The organism is Mesorhizobium sp. CA7 (assembly GCF_020165015.1).
In the GTDB taxonomy this organism is placed as follows: domain Bacteria; phylum Pseudomonadota; class Alphaproteobacteria; order Rhizobiales; family Rhizobiaceae; genus Mesorhizobium.
This window is the reverse complement of the sequence record NZ_JAIUHH010000017.1, coordinates 106,567-127,190: the sequence shown is the minus strand read 5'-3', so window position 1 is coordinate 127,190 and position 20,624 is coordinate 106,567. Positions and strand designations below refer to the sequence as shown.

Below are 20,624 nucleotides of genomic sequence, written 5' to 3'. Positions count from 1 at the left end.
ACCAACCCCTTCGCCCCTCTGCGCCAACGTTGCCTCGCCCGCTGCGCCGATCAGCTCGCAGTTGAAAGGCAATCGGCGCATCAGGCTGCTCCCTACCCGGTAACGATCCGCTGATCCGTCTCGCCCATTCACTGGCAGGCGCCGCCGGCACGTTCGGCTTTGCGGAGATCAGCGCGCGGGCCCCAGTGCTGGAGACGCTGCTCATCGAGCAGGTGGATGGCGGGGCGGTTCGCGCGGCGCTCGATGGTTTGATCGCGGAGATCGAGCGGACGCTGGCTTGAATGGCGCGCTGGCCTGTGCGGGCGGGCGCGCCTATTTCTTCGCGCCGCCGGGCAAGATTGGCCGGGAGTGAGCGCCAGATCTCGATCATGATTTTCCAGCTTCTTTTTCCCGATAGCCGCCGGCAAAACCTATCCGAAATCTAGTGAGCGCCTCCCATCGCCCGTGTTGAAATGATCGCCGCCGTCCCGCTGGCCGTTTTGGGAGCATCGCCTGCTTGTACCTGTCGTAACGGCAGTTTGCCCATGGGTGTGGTATTTTTGCCACCACAAATTCCCGCAACCCCTGCTAGAACCTCGTCGGGTTTTAACTTGGGGTTATGGGCTATGCTTCTTCGTATTTCCACGAAATCTGTTTTGCTGGGCGCCGTTTCGGCCGTCGCTTTGATATCGGCCGCGCAGGCCGCCGACGTGGTCCAGGAGCAGGCGGCTCCGGGCTTCAACTGGAGCGGCATCTATGTCGGCTTCGGCGTCGGCGCCGGCGCCAATGTGCACAAGCTCAGCAGCGATTTTGTGCCTGTTTCGCTGAACGGCATCGGCGGCGAAGGCGTCTACGGCCAGGTGACTGCCGGCTATGATTACATGGTCTCGCAGCGCTTCCTGCTCGGCGGCCTGATCGACGCCCACGTCGGCACGATCAAGACCTCGCTCGATGCCGGCGGCTTCAATGCCGATATCAAAGAAACTTACGGCTTCGACGTCGGCGTGCGCGCCGGCTACCTGTTGACGCCGACCACGCTGGGCTATGTCCTGGGCGGCTATGCCTGGCAGAAGTACAAGCTCGACACCAATGCCGGCTTCGGTTTCGATTGGGACCAGGGCGGCTACTTTGTCGGGGCCGGTGTTGAAACGGCGATCAACAGCAACTGGACGCTGAAGGGCGAGTATCGCTACACCCGCTTCAGCACCAACGACAGCCTGCTCTCGGATGCAGGCCTGCCGGTGCCGGACGGCACGCTCAACCTGGACACCTCGCGCCATACGTTCGAGGTCGCCGCCAGCTATCGCTTCAACGCCAATGACGGCGGCGGCGCCAGCTTCGAGACGCCTTCGTACAACTGGACCGGCTTCTATGTCGGCGGTGGGCTCGGCGCCGGCGCGGTCGTGCACCAGATCGAGATTCCGCCGCTCGCCGGCGCCAAGTTCAATGGCCTCGGCGGCGAAGGCGTGTTCGGCGAAGCCAGCATCGGCTACGACCAGGACATGGGCAGCTGGGTGGTCGGCGGCCTCGTCGACGCGCGTCTCTCCGGCATCAAGTCGAAGCTTGAGCTGGGCGGGTTCCTGGGTGTCGACTCGATCAACCTCAATACCGATTATGGTTTCGACGTGCTTGGCCGCATCGGCATGAAGGTCAACGAGGCGACGCTGGCCTACGCGCTCGCTGGCTACAGCTGGCAGCACTTCAAGCTCGATGCTCCGGCACCGCTCGACGCCGATTGGGGCTCCAGTGGCTTCTCGGTCGGCGCGGGCCTGGAAACTGCCCTGTCGGACAAGATGACCGTCGGCATCGAATACCGTTACTCGCAATTCGAGAAGGAAGACTTCTCGGATGCATTGCCGATCCCGAGCGGTCTCGCGATGGCGACGCCGTCCTTCCACACCGTTCGGATCGACGCCAAGTACAAGTTCAACTAAGCAAAGGCCTCCAGCCAAAGCGAAAGCCCGCCGGTCATTCCGGCGGGCTTTTTTATTTTGTCGGGAACGCGCCGGCGTGGCCGTCCTATGGTGCGAGACCTAACCAATAGAGGATGCCATGAGAAAGCTCATCGTCACCGAATTCATCACCATCGACGGAATCGCCGAGCACGAGAGGCTGCCGAACGTCGCCTGGACCGACGAGATGCAGGCCTTCAAGGAGGATGAGCTTGCCGACAGCGGCGCCATGCTTCTCGGACGCGTGACCTACGAAATCTTTGCCGGCCACTGGCCTGCCGAAAAAGGCGACTTCGCCGACCGCTTCAACGCGCTGCCGAAATATGTCGCCTCGGCGACCTTGAAAGCGGTCGACTGGCATCCGGCCGAATTGCTCGAAGGCCCCCTTACCGATGCGGTCACCCGGCTGAAGCAACGAAGCGGCGGCAACATCTATGTGCATGGCAGCGTGAATCTCGCCCGGCAACTGCTCGGTGTTGGCCTTGTCGATACCCTCAGACTGCTCGTTTATCCGGCAGCCGCAGGTCAGGGCGAACGGCTTTTTCCTTCGGACAAACCGACAGCGCTGGAGCTTGTCTCGGCCGTGCCGTTCAGCAATGGCGTGGTGGCGATGGAATACAGGGCGGTCGCGAAAAGTTAGACGAGAGGGGCGGTTTTCCGCCCGGAATGCGCCAAAACAAAAAGATAGGGCGTTTCGCAGTTTCCGTGAAACGGTGAAACATACTGGTGGCCTACTGTCTAAAAGCCCGGCTGATCTGATCCTGCAGCGGCTTGACCAGATAAGACATCACCGAGCGATCCTCGGTCCTGATGAAGGATTCCACCGGCATGCCGGGAACCAGCTTGACCTCGCCGAGCCGCGCGACCTCGGCGGCCGTCGTGGTAATGCGCACCGTGTAATAGCTGACGCCCGTGCGTTGGTCGATGGTGATGTCGGGCGAGGTCCGCTCGACGACGCCGTCGATCTGCGGCGTGGTGCGCTGGTTGAAGGCCGAGAAGCGCAGCGAAGCGGGCTGGCCGACCCACAGCTGGTCGATGTCGCTCGGCGCGATCTTGGCTTCCACCGCAAGGCTGTCATTGTCGGGCACCACCTGCATGATCGTCTCGCCCGGCTTCACCACGCCGCCGATCGTATAGGCGATCGACTGCTGCACGACGCCGTCCTGCGGCGCGCGGATGTCGACCCGCTTCAACTGGTCCTCGGCGGCGACCTTGCGCTCCAGAAGCTCGCCCATCTGGCCGTCGACGTCGCGCAGGTCCTTGTTCACTTCGGTGCTGAGGTCGAGATCGATCTGGATGATCTGCAGCTTGATCTCGGCAATCCGTCCCTGCGCCTGAGCCTGGGCCGCAATCAGCTGGCCGCGCTCGCCGTCGAGGCGCGTGGCCTCTCGCTCGGTCTGGGTCAGCCGGTCGATGGAAATGAGCTTCTTGGCCCAGAGCGTACGCACCGAGGCAAGCTCCTTCTGCACCAGCTCTATCTCCTTGCTCTTGGCCTCAGCCTGCGCCGTGTCGCCGGCGATCTCCTTCTCGAGTTGGGCGATGCGTTCCCCAAGCTGGCTCTTCTGGCCCGCGCGCGACGTGCGCCGTGTCTCGAAATGCTGCTTTTCGCCTGCCACCGCCTCGGCGACGTCAGGATCGGCAATGCGGTCCAAAAGCTCGTTCGGAAAGATGATGGCGTCGCTGCCGCGGCGCTCCGAATCGAGGCGCGCCTTGCGCGCGGCGAGCTGGTCGAGCGCCTTGCTCACCACGCCAAGGTTGGCTGCCGGCACAGTGCGGTCGAGACGGACCAGAAGATCTCCCGCTTTCACGTGGTCGCCGTCCCGGGCATCGATCTCCGCAACGATGCCGCCGGTGGAATGCTGCACGTCCTTGACGTGGGAATCGACGACGAGGGTGCCGGGGGCGATGACCGCGCCGGCGATCTCGGTGACCGATGCCCAGCCACCGACGCCGCCCGCAAGCAGGAGCACCACGCCGATGCCAAGCCGCGTGTAGAAGCGGATGGATAAATGCGAGGCGCCTGATGCAGCCATGTCAGCGCCCTGCCTCGGTTCCGTCGGCAACGGCCAGATGGGGGCCGTCGGAAGCCACTCTCAGTTGCGGGGCGCCGGTCGGCACCGGCCGCAGCGTCGGGAACATCTTGGCGAACACCTCGTCCTTCGGGCCGAAGGCATGGACGCGTCCCTGATTCATGGCCAGCACGAAATCGACGGCCGCCAGCACGTTCGGCCGGTGCGCGACGAGCACGACAACCCCGCCCCGTTCGCGGACACCCAACATGGCCTTGATCAGAGCCTGCTCGCCATCCATGTCGAGGTTGGAATTCGGCTCGTCCAGGACCACGAGGAAAGGATCGCGATAAAGCGCGCGCGCCAGCGCGATGCGCTGGCGCTGACCGGCCGAGACCGCCTCGCCATGCTCGCCTATCTCGGTCTCGTAGCCTTCGCGGAAACCGACGATGAGCTCGTGCGCGCCCGCCGCCTTGGCCGCGGCGATGATAGCGCCGGCGTCTGCGTCCGGCTCGAAGCGCGCGATGTTCTCGGCCACGGTGCCGGCGAAGAGCTCGACATCTTGCGGCAGGTATCCGATATGGCGGCCGCGCTCGGCCTGCGACCATTGATCGAGGTCGGCGCCGTCCAGCTTGATGCGGCCGGCGACCGGTTGCCAAGCGCCGACAAGCGCGCGCACCAGCGTGGATTTTCCCGACCCGCTCGGTCCGATGATGCCGACGCCGTGGCCCGCCTCCAGAGCGAAGCTTGCATCGTGGACCAGCAGCCTCTGCGTGCCCGGGGCGCCGACCGAGACGTTCTGCATGCCGACATTCGCGCTCGGCGGCGGCAGCAACATCGGCTCGGTTTCAGCCGGCAGCGCCGCCAGCACCCTGTTCAGCCGCTGCCAGCCCTGGCGCGCGGTGACGAAGCCCTTCCAGTTGGCTATCGCAAGATCGACCGGAGCCAGCGCGCGGCCGCTGAGGATCGAGGCGGTGATGATAATACCCGCCGTTGCCTGCCCCTCGATGACCAGCCAGGCGCCGAGACCGAGCATCGACGACTGCAGCAGCATGCGCAGGACCTTCGATATGGCGCCGAAACCGCCGGCCACGTCGCTCACCTTGCGCTGCTCGGCGATGTAATCGAGGTTGGCGTCTTCCCACCGCGCGGTAAGACCGCCGGCCATGCCCATGGCGGCGACGACCTCTGCGTTGCGGCTCCCAGCCGAGATCAGACCGTTGCGCCGAATACCCGTCAAAGTCCCGGACGACACAGGCTTTCGCGTCAATCGCTCGGCAAGCACGGTCAGAGCCACCAGCACGATGGCCCCAAGCAGCGCTGTCACGCCTAGCAACCAATGGAACATGAAGATGATGACAAGGTAGAGCGGCAGCCAGGGCAAATCGAAGAGCGCCGTCGGCCCCATGCCGGACAGGAAAGCACGCACGCTGTCGAGGTCGCGCATCGGCTGCAGGCTATCGCCCCCGCGCCCATTTTTCAGCGGCAACTGCAGCATCGACGCATAGACACGGCGGCCCAGCGCCTCATCCAAGGCGCCACCAATGCGCACAAGCACCCGACCGCGCACAAAATCGAGAATGCCCTGGCCGCAATAGAGGATGACCAACAACACGGTGATGCCGATGAGTGTCGGCAGGCTGCGGCTTGGCAGCACGCGATCGTAGACCTCGAGCATGTAGAGCGAGCCGGCAAGCATCAGCACGTTGAGCACGCCGCTGAACAACCCGACCGCGAGGAAGGCCGACCGGCAGGAGCGAAGCGCCTCGGCGAGTTCGGAGCGCGCGGATCGCGCTCGCCGGCCTGTCGGTTTTGCCGGCCGTTTGCCGCCTGAAGGCGCGTTGGTTTGCCTGGCGATATTGCCGATGCCGCTGTCCGGCGTGGGTCGGCGCGCGCGAAACAAAGCCAAGCCGCCGAAGCCCACCATCGCCACACCAACAAGCGTCTCCCCCATCGACCCGAGCCGGCCTGACGAAAGCCAGCCGTTGCCGCCGAGAAGGAGCAGCACAGCGCAAGCAACCAGGACCAGCGCGACGAGCCTTACCTTTGCCTGCGCTGAACCAGATGCTACCTTGGCTACCATTGTCGAAGCGACACTGAACAAAACACTCCGGTCATCCAACCGGCCTGTCGCACGTCATGGCTCGACAGGCCGACCGCTGCCTCAGCCGCCGTCATTGGCGTAGACATGCAGTATCGCCCCTTCGAAGGTCATGCCGGTATTGTTGTAGAAATCGAGCTCCTGGTGGATGAGGTTTCCGGCAAGCTCGGACCCGGCAGTGACGGATTCGGCATCCAGTCCCACGTTCCAGGCTGTGCTGCTTGCCTTCACTGCACTCCCACCGCCCCAGTCCTCGAAGTGAGAAGAAGAATTCCCGCCATTCGTCACCTGCAGCCAGTCGATCGCCTGGTCGAGATATTTGTGCGGGCTGTTGGGATCGGAGGCATCGCCGATCGGATTCCCGGCGAGGTAGTTGAGCCAAGTCGCGACCGCGTCGCGGGCAAGGACGAAGCGTGTATCCTGCTGATCCTTGACGGACGCATCGATCACCTTGAGCGCATCGGCGTAGGAAATGAAGAACGTATCCTCACCGGCGTCGGTCAAGCCGTTCTTGTTGTAGTCGCCGATCAAGAGGCCTGGCTTGCCCGGATCCAGCGTTCCGTTGTGATCGGCATCGACAACATAGCGCAATTCACCGGAGGCGAAGTTCGGGCCGGATTTGTCGGCGCCTGCGACGCCATCCCAGAATGATTTGCCGAGATTGGTCCAGAAGCCCGGCGTGCGCACGCCGGGACCTGCGAATGATTGGACCGTCGCGGTATCATTGGCGGAAACGTCATTGGTAGTATCGTCGTCATGGGCATGCACCACGACCGTGTTGGTTCGCGAGTCGGCATTGGGAAGCAAGTTGAACGAGCTGTTTGCCGTGAAGACCCAAGTCTCGTTGCTGTCGACCTGATAGTCGTTGTCGAGATCGCCGGACACATAGTGAGTGCCATGCGAACTGTTGGCCACGAAGCCGCTGAGCAGGTTGATGTCGTCACCGGTATTTCCCGGTGTGCCGTTGTCGTCGACGAGTGAGGTCAGCGTGAGCGGATCGAACGCACCGGCTGCGCTCGTGTTGGTTATCTCATAGTGATAGGTGACGTTCTGTGCACCCGACTGGACCGTTTCGGACGAGTGGAAAATACCGTCATGATCGGCATCGACGGTCTTCTCAATGGCCACTGACGGCGCGACATCCTTCACCGTCACGGTCGCGTCGTCGGTAGCATACACGTCGCTGGTGCTGTCGTCGTCATGGGCGTGCACGACCACCGTGTTGGTAATGCTGCCCGCATTGTGAGCATCGACGCCGACGGTGGCGCTGAACACCCACTTCTCGTCGCTGTCGACAAGGTAGTCGCCATCGGTGTCGCCCGACACATAGTGCGTGCCATGGTCGGAGCCGGCGACAAAGCCGGTCAGCAGGTCGATGTCATCGCTGGTGTCGCCGGGTGTCGCATCGTCGTCGATCAGCGAAGTCAGCGTCAGCGGATCGAAGGCGCCGGCCGCGCTCGTGTTGGTCACCTCATAGGTGTAGGTGACATCAGCGGCCGAGCCCTCGTTGATCGAAGTCGGGTTGGCGGTCTTCTCAATGGCAATCGACGGCGCGACGTCCTTCACCGTCACGGTCGCGTCGTCAGTGGCATGCACGTCGCTGGTGCTGTCGTCGTCATGGGCGTGCACCACCACAGTGTTGGTAATGGTGCCGGCATTTTGAGCACCGACGCCGACGGTGGCGCTGAACACCCACTTCTCGTCGCTGTCGACGAGATAGTCGCCATCGGTGTCGCCTGTCACATAGTGCGTGCCATGGTCGGAGCCAGCGACAAAGCCGGTCAGCAGGTCGATGTCATCGCTGGTGTCGCCGGGTGTCGCATTGTCGTCGATCAACGAAGTCAGCATCAGCGGATCGAAGGCGCCGGCCGCGCTCGTGTTGGTCACCTCGTAGGTGTAGGTGACGTCAGCGGCCGAGCCCTCGTTGATCGAAGTCGGGTCGGCGGTCTTCTCAATGGCGATCGATGGCGCGACGTCGTTGACCGTCACGGTCGCAGTGTCGTTGGCGGACACGTCATTGGTGCTGTCGTCGTCGTGAGCATGCACCACCACCGTGTTGGTGATGGTGCTGCCGGTGGCATGAGCGTCAATGTTGACGTCAGCGCTGAATATCCAGGTCTCGTTGCTGTCGACAAGGTAATCGTTGTCTGTATCGCCCGACACGTAGTGGGTGCCATGCGAGCTGTTGGCGACGAAACCGCTCAACAGGTTGATATCGTCGCTGGTGTCTCCCGGCGTCGCATTGTCGTCTACCAGCGAGGTCAGCGTCAGAGGATCACCGGCGCCATCAGCGCTCGTATTGGTCACCTTGTAGGTGTAGGTGACCGTCGTCGACTCGCCTTCATCGATTGAGGTCGGATCGACCGTCTTCTCGACCGCGACCGCGGGAGCGTGATCCACGCTGGCTTTTGCGATGACGCCCCATTCCTCAAACCCGCCATCCGAGTCACTTGGGTTCCCGAAAGCCGAATAGAGATAGACGTAGTTACCGGTTGCCCCGGCGAAGAAACTGGTCGGAATGTAGACAAACAGATCGCCCACCCCGCTGCCTGCGGGCGCGTCCTTTCCAGCGTCCAACTGAACCGTCACGTCACCGTCGGTGGCATTTCCATCAACATTATAGAGTAGTTGCTGCGCCTGAAGCGTCGCAAGGGTGGTGATATTTGGATCCGTCGCCGAATATATCTGTAATGAGTTGAGCGACAGCAGCGATCCCTTGTCGCTGTTCGGCTCATTGGCGTCGAGCTTGAAGACGTAGTAATCGTGGCCGTTCACGGACACTACCTGCATATCGCTCAGGAGAAGCGCATTGGTGTGCTCCTGCTGCTTGTCATCCAGCGGCAGCGGAGAACCATCGGTGTTGAAGCCGCTCTCGGTGCCGTTCGCGCCAAGCACGAGGAAGCTATTGTAGTTGCCCGTGCCAGCACCGCTTTGCTGTTCAGCCGAAAATACGGTGCCGTCGGTCAAAGTCTGCGACGTTGTCCCGTTGGTCAGATCAACCACTGTGGCCATGTTCAACTCCCTTAGCGCCTAGGCGCGCCACTTGTTGGCCGCCTAAGGCGGCTGATTTACCCCATGCCAATAGCACCGAGATCGGCGCTCAATTCCGTGCGGGAGGAGGATCGACGTGGCATTCAGCAAGCAGCGACCACCGGCCGGCAGCAAGCGCCACATACAAGATGGCTGCTCACGACTGCTGGTGGCTCGATGTGATGGCTGTAGCGGCACAGATGCCGCGCTGCGTTCCCCTACCCCAGTAGCGCAGTATCTCGTTGTTGCCGATCTCGAGATTGTTCACGCTACTATATTAGGATATTATTAACTCTACCGCAGCGTGCGTCAACGGGCAATTCGATGAAGAGTTAATGACAGAACTCAAATCCGGGTGCGAATTCGACCATTCGGCATAAAGAATACTGTGCTCTATTCTTAGGTCTTATTTTATAAGGGACCTTTGCGCCGACCATTCAGGCTTCGGTTGTCGGACCTTCGTCGACGTCATATGCACCTGAACCGAGGCGGCTGGAGGAGGCTCTCAAACCGCCTTCTTGTTGTCCTGCCTGCCGCCATGCGCTTCCACGGCCTTCTCCACGGCGCGCTTCAGCTCATCCTTGATCTCCGCCGTCTCGGCCATCAGCGCCTCGATCTTGAGAAAATCGAGCACGCGGTACTTCGAGACTTTTGGGCGGATCAGGATGTCGGGGCTGGACTGCTGCAGCTTGTTGGCGATGATCGACTGCATCATCAGCTGCGAGGCGCCATACATCAGGTCGACCGTAGTCGGATGCTTGCGCTCGGCGTCGCTCGGCGCACCGACCACGTCGATTGCGATGATGATATCGGCATCCTTTTCGAGGAGATCGAAGGGGACGGGATTGTAGATGCCGCCGTCGATCAGCAGGCAATCATTGCGCACCACAGGGCGGAACACCGCCGGAATGGCGGCCGAGGCCGCAAGCGCCGAATGCAATTCACCCTCGGCGAACACGGCGAGCTTGTGGCCGAAATAGTCGGTCGCCGTAACCTTGAGCGGAATCTTCAGCTCTTCGAAGGTGGCGGGGATATCCTGAGGCAGGAACGCCTTCAGGATGCGCTCGATATTGAACTGGCCGACGCGGATGCCGCCCTGCATGGCTTCGGCGATCGTGCCCGGCCGCGACCGCCACATGCGCGCCGCCACTTCGGCCCGGCTGCCGAGGATCGACCGGGCATAATCGTGAATCTCGGCACCCTTCATGCCCGCGGCCATGCCGGCGCCCATGATGGCGCCGATCGACGAGCCGGCGATCGCCGCCGGCTTGATGCCAAGCTCGTCGAGAGCCTCGATGATATGGATATGCGCAAGACCGCGCGCGCCGCCGCCGCCGAAGGCCACCCCGAAGGTCGGGCTCATCCCTTGCGGCCTCCCGCCACCTGAACCAGCGGCGGCCCGATGACCATCACCGCCGGATCGGAGGACAGGAGCTTCTTTGCCGCCGCCTTGACGTCGGCCAGCGTCACCGCGTTGATGAGAGCCGCGCGCCGCTTGATATAATCGATGCCGAGATGATCGATCTGCAGCTCCACCAGCGTCGCGGCGATGGAGCTGGACGAATCCAGATTGCTGATGGCGTAGGCGCCGACCATGTATTTCTTGGTCGCCGCGAGCTCCTCCTCCGAGGGGCCGTTCTCAGCCATGTCCTTCACCACCTGGCGCACGATCGCAAGCGTTTGGGCCGCGCGGTCGGAACGCGTCGCCGTCGTCACCAGCAGCGCGTTGGAATGCTCGTGATCGACGAGATCGGAGCTGACGCTATAGGCAAGGCCGCGCTTCTCGCGCACCTCTTCGTAGAGACGCGACGTGAATGTCGAGCCGCCGAGTATCTCGTTCATCAGCGCGGCGGCGTAGAAATCGGGATCGCTTCGCTTCACGCCCGGCCAGGCAAGCTGCAGGGAGGTCTGCGGCAAGTCGTAATTCACTTCGAGCTGCTGGCCGAGCTTGGGCGTGACGTCAACAATCGGCGCCAGCGCCTGCTTGTCCGGCAGGTCGCCGAACACCTCGTCGAGCCTGCTGCTCAACGTGGCGGCGTCGATATCGCCCACCACCGCCACATGCAGGCCGCCGCGGGCGAAATTTGTTTTGTGGAAGGCCCTGAGGTCGTCGGCAGTGATGGTGGCGAGGCTGTCTTTGTTGCCCTCGTCCGGCCGCGCATAGGGATGCTGGCCATAGATCGCGCGCAGCCAGCGCTGCTGGCCGATCGTGTTGGGATCCCGTTCGTTGGCGAGGATCCCGGACAGTATCTGGGCGCGGATGCGGTCGATCGGCGCCTGGTCGAAGCGCGGGCTGTTCACCGCCAGCTTCAGCAGGCCGAAAGCCTCATCCTTCTGGTCGGACAACATGCGCATCGAGCCATACGTGCCATCGCGGGCGGCCTGAAAACTCATCTCGGCGCCGGCATCGTCGAGCTTCACCTGGAAGGCCTCGCTGTCGAGGTCGCCGGCGCCCTCGTCGAACAGCCCGGTCATCAGGTTGACCAGGCCTTCCTTGCCGGCCGGATCCTGCGCCGTGCCGCCGTCGAAGACGAAACGGATCGCAACCAGCGGGATCGAATGGTCTTCCACCAGCCAGGCGGTGACGCCCTTCTTGGACTTCACCTCCTGGATGTTCATTTCGGCGCGCGCGGCAAGCGCCGGCAAAAGCAGGAAGAACAGGGCGAAGCAAAGGATGGCAACGGCGCGATAGACGCGCCCACCTTCTCCCGTTGTGGGAGAAGGAAAGGTGCTCGTGCGGCCAAGAACCATGCTCATCATCAATTCCCCGCCTGCTGCTGCGGCAAGAGATAGCTACTGGTTGAGCGATCGAGCACCAGATAGCGGGCAGCGACCGCCTTGACCTCATCGGCGGTTACCTTGCGGATGCGGTCGGGCCATTCCTGGACGTCCTTGACATTGCCGCCCGTGGCAAGCGTCGAGCCGTACATGTTGGCCATGTCGTCCTGCTTGTCGCGCGCAAAAATCATGGAGCGCACATAGCGGGTCTTGGCCCGCTCCAGCTCATCGTCGCTCACGCCGTCCTTGACGATGCGGGCGATCTCGGCATCGGCCGCCGTCTCGATATCGACAAGCTTGGCGTCGCCGCGCGGGGCACCATAGACGGTGAAATTGGTGGCGTCGAGCATGGTGCCCTGGAAGTAGGCGCCGGCCTCGGAAGCGATACCCTGCTTGACGACGAGCTGCTGGTACAACCTGCTGCGGTTGTCGCCGCCGAGGATCTCGGCAAGCAGGTCGAGCGCCTCGGCTTCGCCGGGCTTGGCCGTGTGATAGGACGGCACCACCCATTGCGTCGAAAAACTCGGCACCGAGACGCGCGCGTCGGTCAGCGTCACTGTGCGCTTCGTATTCTGCTCCGGCTCGACGGGACGGATGCGCGGCCGCAGGTCCGGGCCGCGGGCGACCTTGCCGTAGGTCCTTTCGGCCATCGCCTTCACCGCGTTGGGATCGACGTCGCCCACCACCACCAGCACGGCGTTGTTCGGCCGATAGTAGGCGTCGTAGAAGGCTTTCGCGTCCGGACGGTTCAACTGCTCCATCTCCTGCATCCAGCCGATCACCGGAATGCGGTATGGCTGGTTCTGCCAGAGCGTCGCGTCGACCTCCTCGTCGAGCACCGCCTGCGGGTTGCCGTCGATGCGCGAGCGGCGCTCCTCCAGGATCACGTCGCGCTCGGTCTTGATGACATCGTCGGTCAGGATGAGGTTACGCATGCGATCGGCCTCGAAGCCCATCATCTGCTCGAGCGCCGAAGGCGGCACCGTCTCGTGGAAGGCGGTGTAATCGTAAGAGGTGAAGGCGTTGTTGGAGCCGCCGATCCCGGACACGGCGCGGTCGAACTCGCCGGCGGCGTGATTTGTCGTGGCCTTGAACATCAGGTGCTCGAAGAAATGCGCGATGCCGGATTTGCCGGGCGGCTCGTCGGCGCTGCCGATCTTGTACCAGACCATGTGGGTGACGATCGGGGCGCGATGGTCCGGGATGATGACCACTTCCATGCCGTTGTCGAGCAGGAAATCCTTGACCTCGCCGTCATCGGCCGCGCGGACCGGAGCGGCCGCGGCAAGCGCCAGCGCGCCCGCCAGAAGCGCTGCGCGCAGCCCAATCCCTGTTTGTCTCATCAAGTTCTCCGGTCGCGGTTGCGCGACGATAGGCAAGGTTCGCTGGTGAGGCAAAGTGATTTGTTCGGCATTTTCGAGGCGAGGCTAGTTGGCCTCGATGAAGCGGATGACCGTTTCGCCGTAATTGCGCTCGTCCATCACGGAAAAACCGGCGCCCGGTTCGAACGCCGCCGAGGCAGCCTCCTCGACGACGCAGAGCGCGCCAGGCAGAAGCCAGCCGCCGGCTTTGGCCGAGCGCAGCGCGCGCTCGCCGAGCCCTTTGCCATAGGGCGGATCGGCGAAGACCAGGCCGAAGGGCGAGATCGTGCCGGCTTCGCCCAAATGAGCGGCGTCGCGACGAAAAATCTTGGTGCGGCCGGTGAGCCCATAGGCCTCGACGTTCTCGCGGATCAGGCCTCGCCCTTCGGTCGATTCTTCGATGAAGACGCAGTAGGAGGCGCCGCGCGACAGCGCCTCAAGTCCGAGCGCGCCGGTACCGGCGAAAAGGTCGAGCACGCGGCCGCCCTCGAGCTTTTCCGCGTAGCGATGCGCCAGGACGTTGAACACCGCCTCGCGGGTGCGGTCGGTGGTCGGGCGGATTGCGTTGCTTTTCGGGGTCGCCAGCGGACGCCCGCGGAACTCACCGCCGACGATCCGCATCGCCGCCCCTCTTCGGACCGCGCGGCCTGTCGCCGCCATCGCCTTCAGGACGCTCGCCGCGAGGCTTGCCGAACGGCTTCGCGCCCGGCTTGCCCTTGCCGCCCGGCTTGTAGGATGCCTTGCGCGCCTTCGCCTCGGCGGCCTTGGCGGCATCGGCCTCCGCCCTGCCCTTGCCGATCGGCCGGGCGCCCGGCGCCATCCAGACATTGGCCTTGCGCTGGCCCGGCGGCTCGATCGGCCGCTGCTCGCGCTCGGATTTCTTGCCCCCAAACCGCGGCTTGTCGCCGAAGCCGCCACGCGGCTTGTCGCCGAAACCGCCGCGGTCGGATTTCGGGCCGCGCTCGCCGAACGCCCTGTCCGGCCCAAATGCCCTGTCCGGCTTTGTCGAGAGCTTGCTCAGCGCCTCGTCGCGGCTGCCTTCGCGGCGCTTGCGCGCCTTGATCAGCCCGCCCTCGCCGATCGGTCGATGGTCGCCGTCGCGCGTGAATTTCGGCCGGTCGGTCTCTTCACGGCGAGGCCCGCCGCCGCGCACCGGCTTGTTGGAGAACGGCTTTTGGATTTCGGCATCGAAATTGGCGCCGGATTCCTCGATCAGCCGCTCGCCAAGCTGTTCGCGCAACACGCGGCCCTTGATCTCGAGCACATGGCCCTCCGGCAGATCCTCGAGCTGGAACGGCCCGTAGGAGATGCGGATCAGCCGCGTCACGTCGAGGCCAAGCGCGCCGAGGATGTTCTTCACCTCGCGGTTCTTGCCTTCGCGCAGGCCGAGCGTCAGCCAGGCATTGGTGCCCTGCTCGCGATCGAGCGAAGCTTCGATCGAGCCGTAGAAGACGCCGTCGACGGCGATGCCTTCGCGCAGGCCGGCGAGCGCGCTCTCCTCGACCTTGCCGTGGACGCGCGCACGATAGCGCCGCAGCCAGCCGGTCGCGGGCAATTCGAGCACGCGCGACAGCCCGCCGTCATTGGTCAAGAGCAGCAGGCCCTCGGTGTTGATGTCGAGCCGGCCGATCGTCATGAGCCGCGGCAGGTCGGGCGGCAGCACGTCGAAGACGGTCCTGCGGCCTTCCGGATCGCGGTTGGTCGTGACGAGGCCCGCCGGCTTGTGGAACAGGAAGAGACGCGTGCGCTCGATCGGCGGAATCTCGGTGCCATCGAGATGGATGATGTCGTCGGCGCCGACATTGAAGGCCGGCGAGTCCAGCACCTTGCCGTTGACCTTGACGCGGCCGGCCGCGATCAGCTCTTCGGCGTCGCGGCGCGAGGCGATGCCGGCGCGCGCCAGCCGCTTGGCGATACGCTCGCCGCTCTCCGGCGCGGCTTCCGAGGGACGCGGCCGCGGCTTAAAGCCGCCTTCCGGTTTCCTTGCGATGCTATCGCGCTGCGGACGATCGCTGAAGTCTCGCTTCGGCCGGTCGGCGAAATCGCGTTTGGGACCGTCATCGAACGCGCGCTTGGGGCGATCGAAACGTCGTTCGCCCCGCTCGCCTTCGACCACTACCGGCCGGTCGCCCCGCGGCGTATAGGGCTTGCGGCTCTCACGCTTGTCGAAGGGCTTGCCGTCGCGCGGCGGACCTTTGCGGTACGGCCTGTCGCCACGCTCCCCGCCTTCCCCCGTTTCACGCGGCTTGAAGCTGCGCTTGAAGTCGCGGGCCGGGCGCTCGCCTTCGGCCGCCATCGGCCGGTCGCCGCGCGGTGTGTAAGGCTTGCGGCCATCGCGCTTCTCGAAGGGCTTGCCGTCAGGGCGCGAACCTTTGCGGAACGGCTTTTCGGCACGCCCAGCGCCCTCGCCCGTTTCGCGTGGCTTATAGCTACGCTCGCCGTCGGCAGCCTTGGGCCGCTCGCGCTTGACGAACGGCTTCTTGGCGCCGTAGGCCGGCTTGCCGTCTCGCCGGCCCGCCGGTTTCGAGCCGCCTTTGCGCGGCCCGCGTGGAGATTTCTTGTCGTCGTTCATTACTTCGCTCGTCTTCACCTGCTACAGCGCAGCACGCCCTTTCGGACGCCCAGCGCAGGCGGTGTCATCTTGATTATTGCGCATATGCCAGCGCGGCAAAAACCGATTCCGGTTTTCAAGGTCTCGCGCTAGATAACAGGATCGCTGTCGGGTGGCGAGGAGTAATCGGAATGGAGACCGCTTGAAACGACCGGATTTCATGGCCCTGGCGCTTGAAGAGGCCGAAGCGGCCGCCGGCCGCGGCGAAGTGCCGGTCGGCGCCGTGATCGCGAATGGCGGCACGGTGGTCGCGAAAGCCGGCAACCGCACGCGCGAATTCTCGGACCCGACCGCGCATGCCGAGATGCTGGCGATCCGCGAGGCCTGCCGGAAGCTCGCAAGCGAGCGTCTCACCGGCCACGATCTCTATGTGACGCTGGAGCCCTGCGCGATGTGTGCCGGCGCGATCTCCTTCGCCCGGCTGCGGCGGCTCTATTTCGGCGCCGCCGACGAGAAAGGCGGCGCCGTGGTCAACGGCGCGCGCTTCTTCGCCTCGCCCACCTGCCATCACGCGCCGGATGTCTATGCGGGGATCGGCGAAAGCGACGCCGCCCTCATCCTCAAGGATTTTTTTCGCGAGAGACGGGATGGTGGGTGAAGTGAGTAGTGGTTAGTGAGTAGTGAAGCAGTCACCACTGACTACTGACTACTGACTACTGACTACTGACTACTGACTACTGACTAATGACTAATGACTATTTCACAGGCCGAGCCAGTCGAACCAGCCGCCCTTCTTGCCTTCGGCCTGCGCCTTGAGACGGCGCTCCTTCTTGTACTCGTCCTCGCCGAGCTCGTTCTGCGGCGCGGTGGCGGCCGCCTGGCGATAGGCAAGCGGCGGCTCGCTCAGATATTTGCGAGTGGTCGGATCGCCCTGCTTTTGTTCGGCCAGCCGGCGCTGAACCTCGGCGCGGCGCGTGGCGCTGGAATCATCCGGCGACCAGCGCGGCGGGTGGCTGGAACCCGAATCCGCCATCGCCTTCTTCACCGCTTCGGGATCGGTCTGGACATCCTCGGCCGCTTCAGGCTGGTAGTTCGGATCGTTCTGGTGCGCGGTGGCGTCGGCGCGGATGCGGGCGCGGCGCGCCTCCGGCGATTCGGGCCAGTCGGCGCTCGCCGTCTGGATGCTCTGCTGCGGCGCGGGCAAGCTTTCCTTCTGCCCAGGAGCTGGCTTCACCAGTTCAGGACGCGGCTTGTAGTCGATCGGATCGCGACGCTTCGGCGTGATCGCGGCAGCGCCGGAAACATCATCGAAGAGCTGCGCGGCAGCGGTCTTGCCGGTCCCGTAGGTGGGCGAGCTCACGCAGCCGGACATTGCGATGGCCGATACCACAAGCGGCGCCATCAGCGCGGCGCGCGCAAACGTTCTGTCGGTCATGCCAAAAAGTCCCACTCTAACAGCCTTTCGGTCGCCACCGGCCAAGGGCACGGTCCCCTGCTTCCCCGCATTTGCGATGGAAATCCGGCGACAATTTGTCTGCCGGAGTGTCGCGTGTTTACCTCAACCGCTCGTCAAGGGCAACGCACGGGCGGGTTTCCGGCCACCCGGCGCACTGCTTTTGCACCGGCTTATAAACGGCCAAGCGCCTTCAGCTCGTGCAGCACGGCCGCATCGCGGGCCGAAACGTCCGGGAATTCCGAGTCCTGGCCGACATCGGCGGTGTAGCGCCAGGAGCGCGCGCATTTGACCAGACCGCGATCCTCGGCTTTCTCCACCACCACCGCCACGCCCTTGACGTCGTCGAGCGTGAAGGCGCCTTCCGGCGCTTTGCCATGCTTGACGACGAGATCGCTGGTGATCGCCATCTCGGCCATGTCGACATCGGCGATCGCCGCCTCCAGCGCGGCGTCGTCGAGCGTCACCACCGGCACGGCCTCGAGCGACGAACCGATCAGCTTCTCGGCGCGCGCGATCTCCAGCGCGCCGGTGACGACACGGCGCACTTGCCTTACCTTGCGCCATTTCTCGGCTAGCGCCTCGTTGCGCCAGTTCTGCGGGATCGCCGGGAACTGATCGAGATGCACCGATACGGCTTGCGGATGGCGGTCGAGCCAGGCTTCCTCGGTGGTGAAGGGCAGCATCGGCGCCAGCCATTTCACCAGGCATTCGAAGAGGTGGCGCACCACCTGCACGGCGGCCTTGCGACGCAGGCTCGACGGCGCGTCGCAATAGAGCGCGTCCTTGCGGATGTCGAAATAGAAGGCCGAAAGCTCCACCACCATGAAGTCGAGCAGCGTGCGGGTGATGCGCTTGAACTCGAACGCGTCGTAGCCCTGGCGCACCACCTCGTCCAGCTCGGACAGCCGATGCAGCATCAGCCGTTCCAGTTCCGGCATCGCCTCGACCGGCACATCCTGGCCGTCGTCATGGGCGAGCGTGCCCAGCATCCAGCGGATGGTGTTCCTGAGCTTGCGGTAGGCGTCGATATTGGTCTGCAGCACGTTCTTGCCGAGGCGCTGGTCTTCCCAATAATCGGTCGTCACCACCCAGAGCCTCAGGATATCGGCGCCGGACTGTTTGATGACGTCCTGCGGCACGACAGTGTTGCCGAGCGACTTCGACATCTTGCGGCCTTCCTCGTCCATGGTGAAGCCATGGGTGATGACCGTGTCGTAAGGCGCCCTGCCCCTGGTCCCGCAGCTTTCGAGCAGCGAGGAATGGAACCAGCCGCGATGCTGATCCGAGCCCTCGAGATAGACGTCGGCCGGCCATTTGAGATCCGGACGGTCTTCCAACGTGAAGACATGCGTCGAGCCGGAATCGAACCAGACGTCGAGGATGTCCATCACCTGGTGCCATTTCGAGGCATCGTGATTGCCGAGGAAGCGCGCCTTGGCGCCTTCGGCGAACCAGGCGTCGGCGCCTTCCTTCTCGAAAGCGTCCATGATGCGCCGGTTGACGGCCTCGTCCTTCAGCACATTGCCGTCCTCATCGGCGAAGACGGCGATCGGCACACCCCAGGCGCGCTGGCGCGACAGCACCCAGTCGGGGCGCTCCTCGATCATGGCGCGGATGCGGTTCTGGCCCGCCGCCGGCACGAAGCGGGTGTCGTCGATCGCCTTCAGCGCGCGACTGCGCAGCGTCGTGCCGTCGCCAAGGTCCTTGTCCATATAGACGAACCATTGCGGCGTGTTGCGGAATATGACCGGCTTCTTGGAGCGCCAGGAGTGCGGATAGCTGTGCTTCAGCCGGCCGCGCGCGAAGAGCGCGTTGCGCTTGATCAGCTCGTCGATGACCGCCTGATTGGCGTTGCCTTTCTTGCCGTTGTCATCGATGACGCGCGCCGCACCGCCCTCGCGCCCGGGGCCGAAGCCCGGCGCGTCCTTGGTGAAGAAGCCGGCATCGTCGACCGTGAAGGGGATCGCGGTATCGACGCCGCGTGCCCTCAGCTGGCTTGCGGCTTCCATCCAGGCATCGAAGTCCTCGCGGCCATGGCCGGGCGCGGTGTGCACGAAGCCGGTGCCAGCATCGTCGGTGACATGCTCGCCGGCAACCATCGGCACCGGGAATTCATAGCCGCCGCCGAGCCCTTTGAAAGGATGCGAAAGCGTAAGCTTCCCAAGCTGTTCGGCCAAGACGCTATGAAGCCTGTTGAACGTGACCTTGGCCTTGGCCGCACAGTCCTCGGCCAGCGCGTCGGCAAAAATCAGCTTCTCGCCGGGCTGCGGACCGAAGGCGTTCTCGGCCGCCGTCACCTCATAGAGGCCATAGGCGATGCGCGGCGAATAGCTCACGGCGCGGTTGCCGGGAATGGTCCAGGGCGTGGTCGTCCAGATGACGACATGCGCCTCGACCAGATCGAGCGCGGCCTCGTCCAGCGCCGGCGCGGCGCCGGCGACCGGCTGGGCAAGACTCGCGACGGGGAACTTCACCCAGATCGTGTCGCTCTCATAGTCCTGATACTCGACCTCGGCCTCGGCGAGCGCGGTACGCTCGACCACGCTCCACATCACCGGCTTCGAGCCACGGTAGAGCTGGCCGGACATGGCGAATTTCAGCAGTTCGCCGGCAATACGCGACTCGGCATGGTAAGCCATGGTCGTATAGGGATTGCCGAAATCGCCGATGACGCCGAGGCGCTGGAACTCGTCGCCTTGCACCTTGATCCAATGAGCCGCGAAGTCGCGGCATTCCTTGCGGAACTCGTTGACCGGCACCTCGTCCTTGTTCTTGCCCTTGGCGCGATACTGCTCCTCGATCTTCCATTCGATCGGCAGGCCGTGGCAGTCCCAACCCGGCACGTAGTTGGCGTCATAGCCGCGCATCTGGAAGGAGCGGTTGATGACGTCCTTGAGGATCTTGTTCAGCGCATGGCCGATGTGGATGTTGCCGTTGGCGTAGGGCGGGCCGTCATGCAGCACGAATTTCTCGCGGCCGGCGGCCTCCTCGCGCAGCTTTCTGTAAAGGTCCATGTCCTGCCAGCGCTTGACCAGGCCAGGCTCCTTCTCAGGCAGGCCGGCGCGCATGGGGAAATCCGTCTGCGGCAAATAAAGCGTTTTGGAATAGTCGATCGTCTCAACGGTGTCGGTCATTGATCTGCCATCTCAGGGTACCCGACGACAAAAGCCGGGCGTTCAGGTCTTGCCTTGACGCATATCGTTTTCCCAAAAACGAAGCCACCTTCGGGCGATATGCGTTGATGTTCATGAAAAAACGCGAGGGGCGCGCGCGAAAAACACCCGGCGGCTCCAGCGGCGCTCAGGCCGCCCGGAACACCGGGCCCGTAATTCGTATCGCGATCGCGAAAAGGCGCGAAAAGCTCGTCATGGCGTGGCTTTTAGCGGATGGCGCGGCAGGAATAAAGC

14 protein-coding genes are annotated in these 20,624 nt (G+C 63.9%); 4 read left to right on the top strand and 10 right to left on the bottom strand.

Features of this window, described 5'->3' with window-relative positions:
• Positions 1 to 71: 71 nt before the first annotated feature.
• The 3 genes from LB552_RS24190 to LB552_RS24180 all read left to right on the top strand — a co-directional run bounded on the left by LB552_RS24190 (position 72) and on the right by LB552_RS24180 (position 2,571).
• Complete coding sequence (locus LB552_RS24190) at positions 72 to 281, top strand: Hpt domain-containing protein (protein ID WP_224610682.1); 210 nt, start codon at positions 72 to 74, stop codon at positions 279 to 281.
• Between the two features lie 324 nt (positions 282 to 605).
• Positions 606 to 1,913, top strand: coding sequence for an outer membrane protein (locus LB552_RS24185; protein ID WP_224610679.1), 1,308 nt, complete (start codon positions 606 to 608; stop codon positions 1,911 to 1,913).
• 118 nt (positions 1,914 to 2,031) lie between these two features.
• A complete protein-coding gene (locus LB552_RS24180) occupies positions 2,032 to 2,571 on the top strand; it encodes a dihydrofolate reductase family protein (protein WP_224610678.1) in 540 nt (179 codons plus the stop codon).
• A 91-nt stretch (positions 2,572 to 2,662) separates the two neighbouring features.
• Here LB552_RS24180 and LB552_RS24175 read toward each other — a convergent pair whose 3' ends face one another.
• The 8 genes from LB552_RS24175 to LB552_RS24140 form a co-directional block, all read right to left on the bottom strand.
• Positions 2,663 to 3,964, bottom strand: coding sequence for an HlyD family type I secretion periplasmic adaptor subunit (locus LB552_RS24175; protein ID WP_224610677.1), 1,302 nt, complete (start codon positions 3,962 to 3,964; stop codon positions 2,663 to 2,665).
• Position 3,965: 1 nt separating this feature from the next.
• A complete protein-coding gene (locus tag LB552_RS24170) occupies positions 3,966 to 5,867 on the bottom strand; it encodes a type I secretion system permease/ATPase (RefSeq protein ID WP_263481771.1) in 1,902 nt (633 codons plus the stop codon).
• A 237-nt stretch (positions 5,868 to 6,104) separates the two neighbouring features.
• Positions 6,105 to 9,053, bottom strand: a complete 2,949-nt coding sequence (locus LB552_RS24165) for a hypothetical protein (RefSeq protein WP_224610675.1) — start codon at positions 9,051 to 9,053, stop codon at positions 6,105 to 6,107.
• 523 nt (positions 9,054 to 9,576) lie between these two features.
• Positions 9,577 to 10,434: a patatin-like phospholipase family protein gene (locus LB552_RS24160; RefSeq protein WP_095767857.1), complete on the bottom strand. Its 858-nt coding sequence runs from the start codon at positions 10,432 to 10,434 to the stop codon at positions 9,577 to 9,579.
• On the bottom strand, positions 10,431 to 11,831 hold the full coding sequence (locus tag LB552_RS24155) for a M16 family metallopeptidase (protein WP_411966401.1): 1,401 nt from the start codon (positions 11,829 to 11,831) through the stop codon (positions 10,431 to 10,433). The genes LB552_RS24160 and LB552_RS24155 overlap by 4 nt, the downstream gene beginning before the upstream one ends.
• Positions 11,831 to 13,192: a M16 family metallopeptidase gene (locus LB552_RS24150; protein WP_224610673.1), complete on the bottom strand. Its 1,362-nt coding sequence runs from the start codon at positions 13,190 to 13,192 to the stop codon at positions 11,831 to 11,833. Before LB552_RS24150 ends, LB552_RS24155 begins: the two co-directional genes overlap by 1 nt.
• Before the next feature lie 84 nt (positions 13,193 to 13,276).
• Positions 13,277 to 13,831, bottom strand: a complete 555-nt coding sequence (rsmD, locus tag LB552_RS24145; protein ID WP_140542478.1) for a 16S rRNA (guanine(966)-N(2))-methyltransferase RsmD — start codon at positions 13,829 to 13,831, stop codon at positions 13,277 to 13,279.
• Complete coding sequence (locus LB552_RS24140) at positions 13,812 to 15,782, bottom strand: pseudouridine synthase (RefSeq protein WP_224610672.1); 1,971 nt, start codon at positions 15,780 to 15,782, stop codon at positions 13,812 to 13,814. Before LB552_RS24140 ends, rsmD begins: the two co-directional genes overlap by 20 nt.
• A 181-nt stretch (positions 15,783 to 15,963) precedes the next feature.
• Here LB552_RS24140 and LB552_RS24135 point away from each other — a divergent pair, with 181 nt between their 5' ends.
• The gene (locus LB552_RS24135) at positions 15,964 to 16,419 is read left to right on the top strand and encodes a nucleoside deaminase (RefSeq protein ID WP_224610671.1); all 456 of its coding nucleotides are present in this window, start codon (positions 15,964 to 15,966) and stop codon (positions 16,417 to 16,419) included.
• Between the two features lie 102 nt (positions 16,420 to 16,521).
• Here LB552_RS24135 and LB552_RS24130 read toward each other — a convergent pair whose 3' ends face one another.
• Positions 16,522 to 17,163: a hypothetical protein gene (locus tag LB552_RS24130; RefSeq protein ID WP_411909049.1), complete on the bottom strand. Its 642-nt coding sequence runs from the start codon at positions 17,161 to 17,163 to the stop codon at positions 16,522 to 16,524.
• A gap of 224 nt (positions 17,164 to 17,387) precedes the next feature.
• A complete protein-coding gene (gene ileS / locus LB552_RS24125) occupies positions 17,388 to 20,351 on the bottom strand; it encodes an isoleucine--tRNA ligase (RefSeq protein WP_224610670.1) in 2,964 nt (987 codons plus the stop codon).
• Between the last annotated feature and the right edge of the window lie 273 nt (positions 20,352 to 20,624).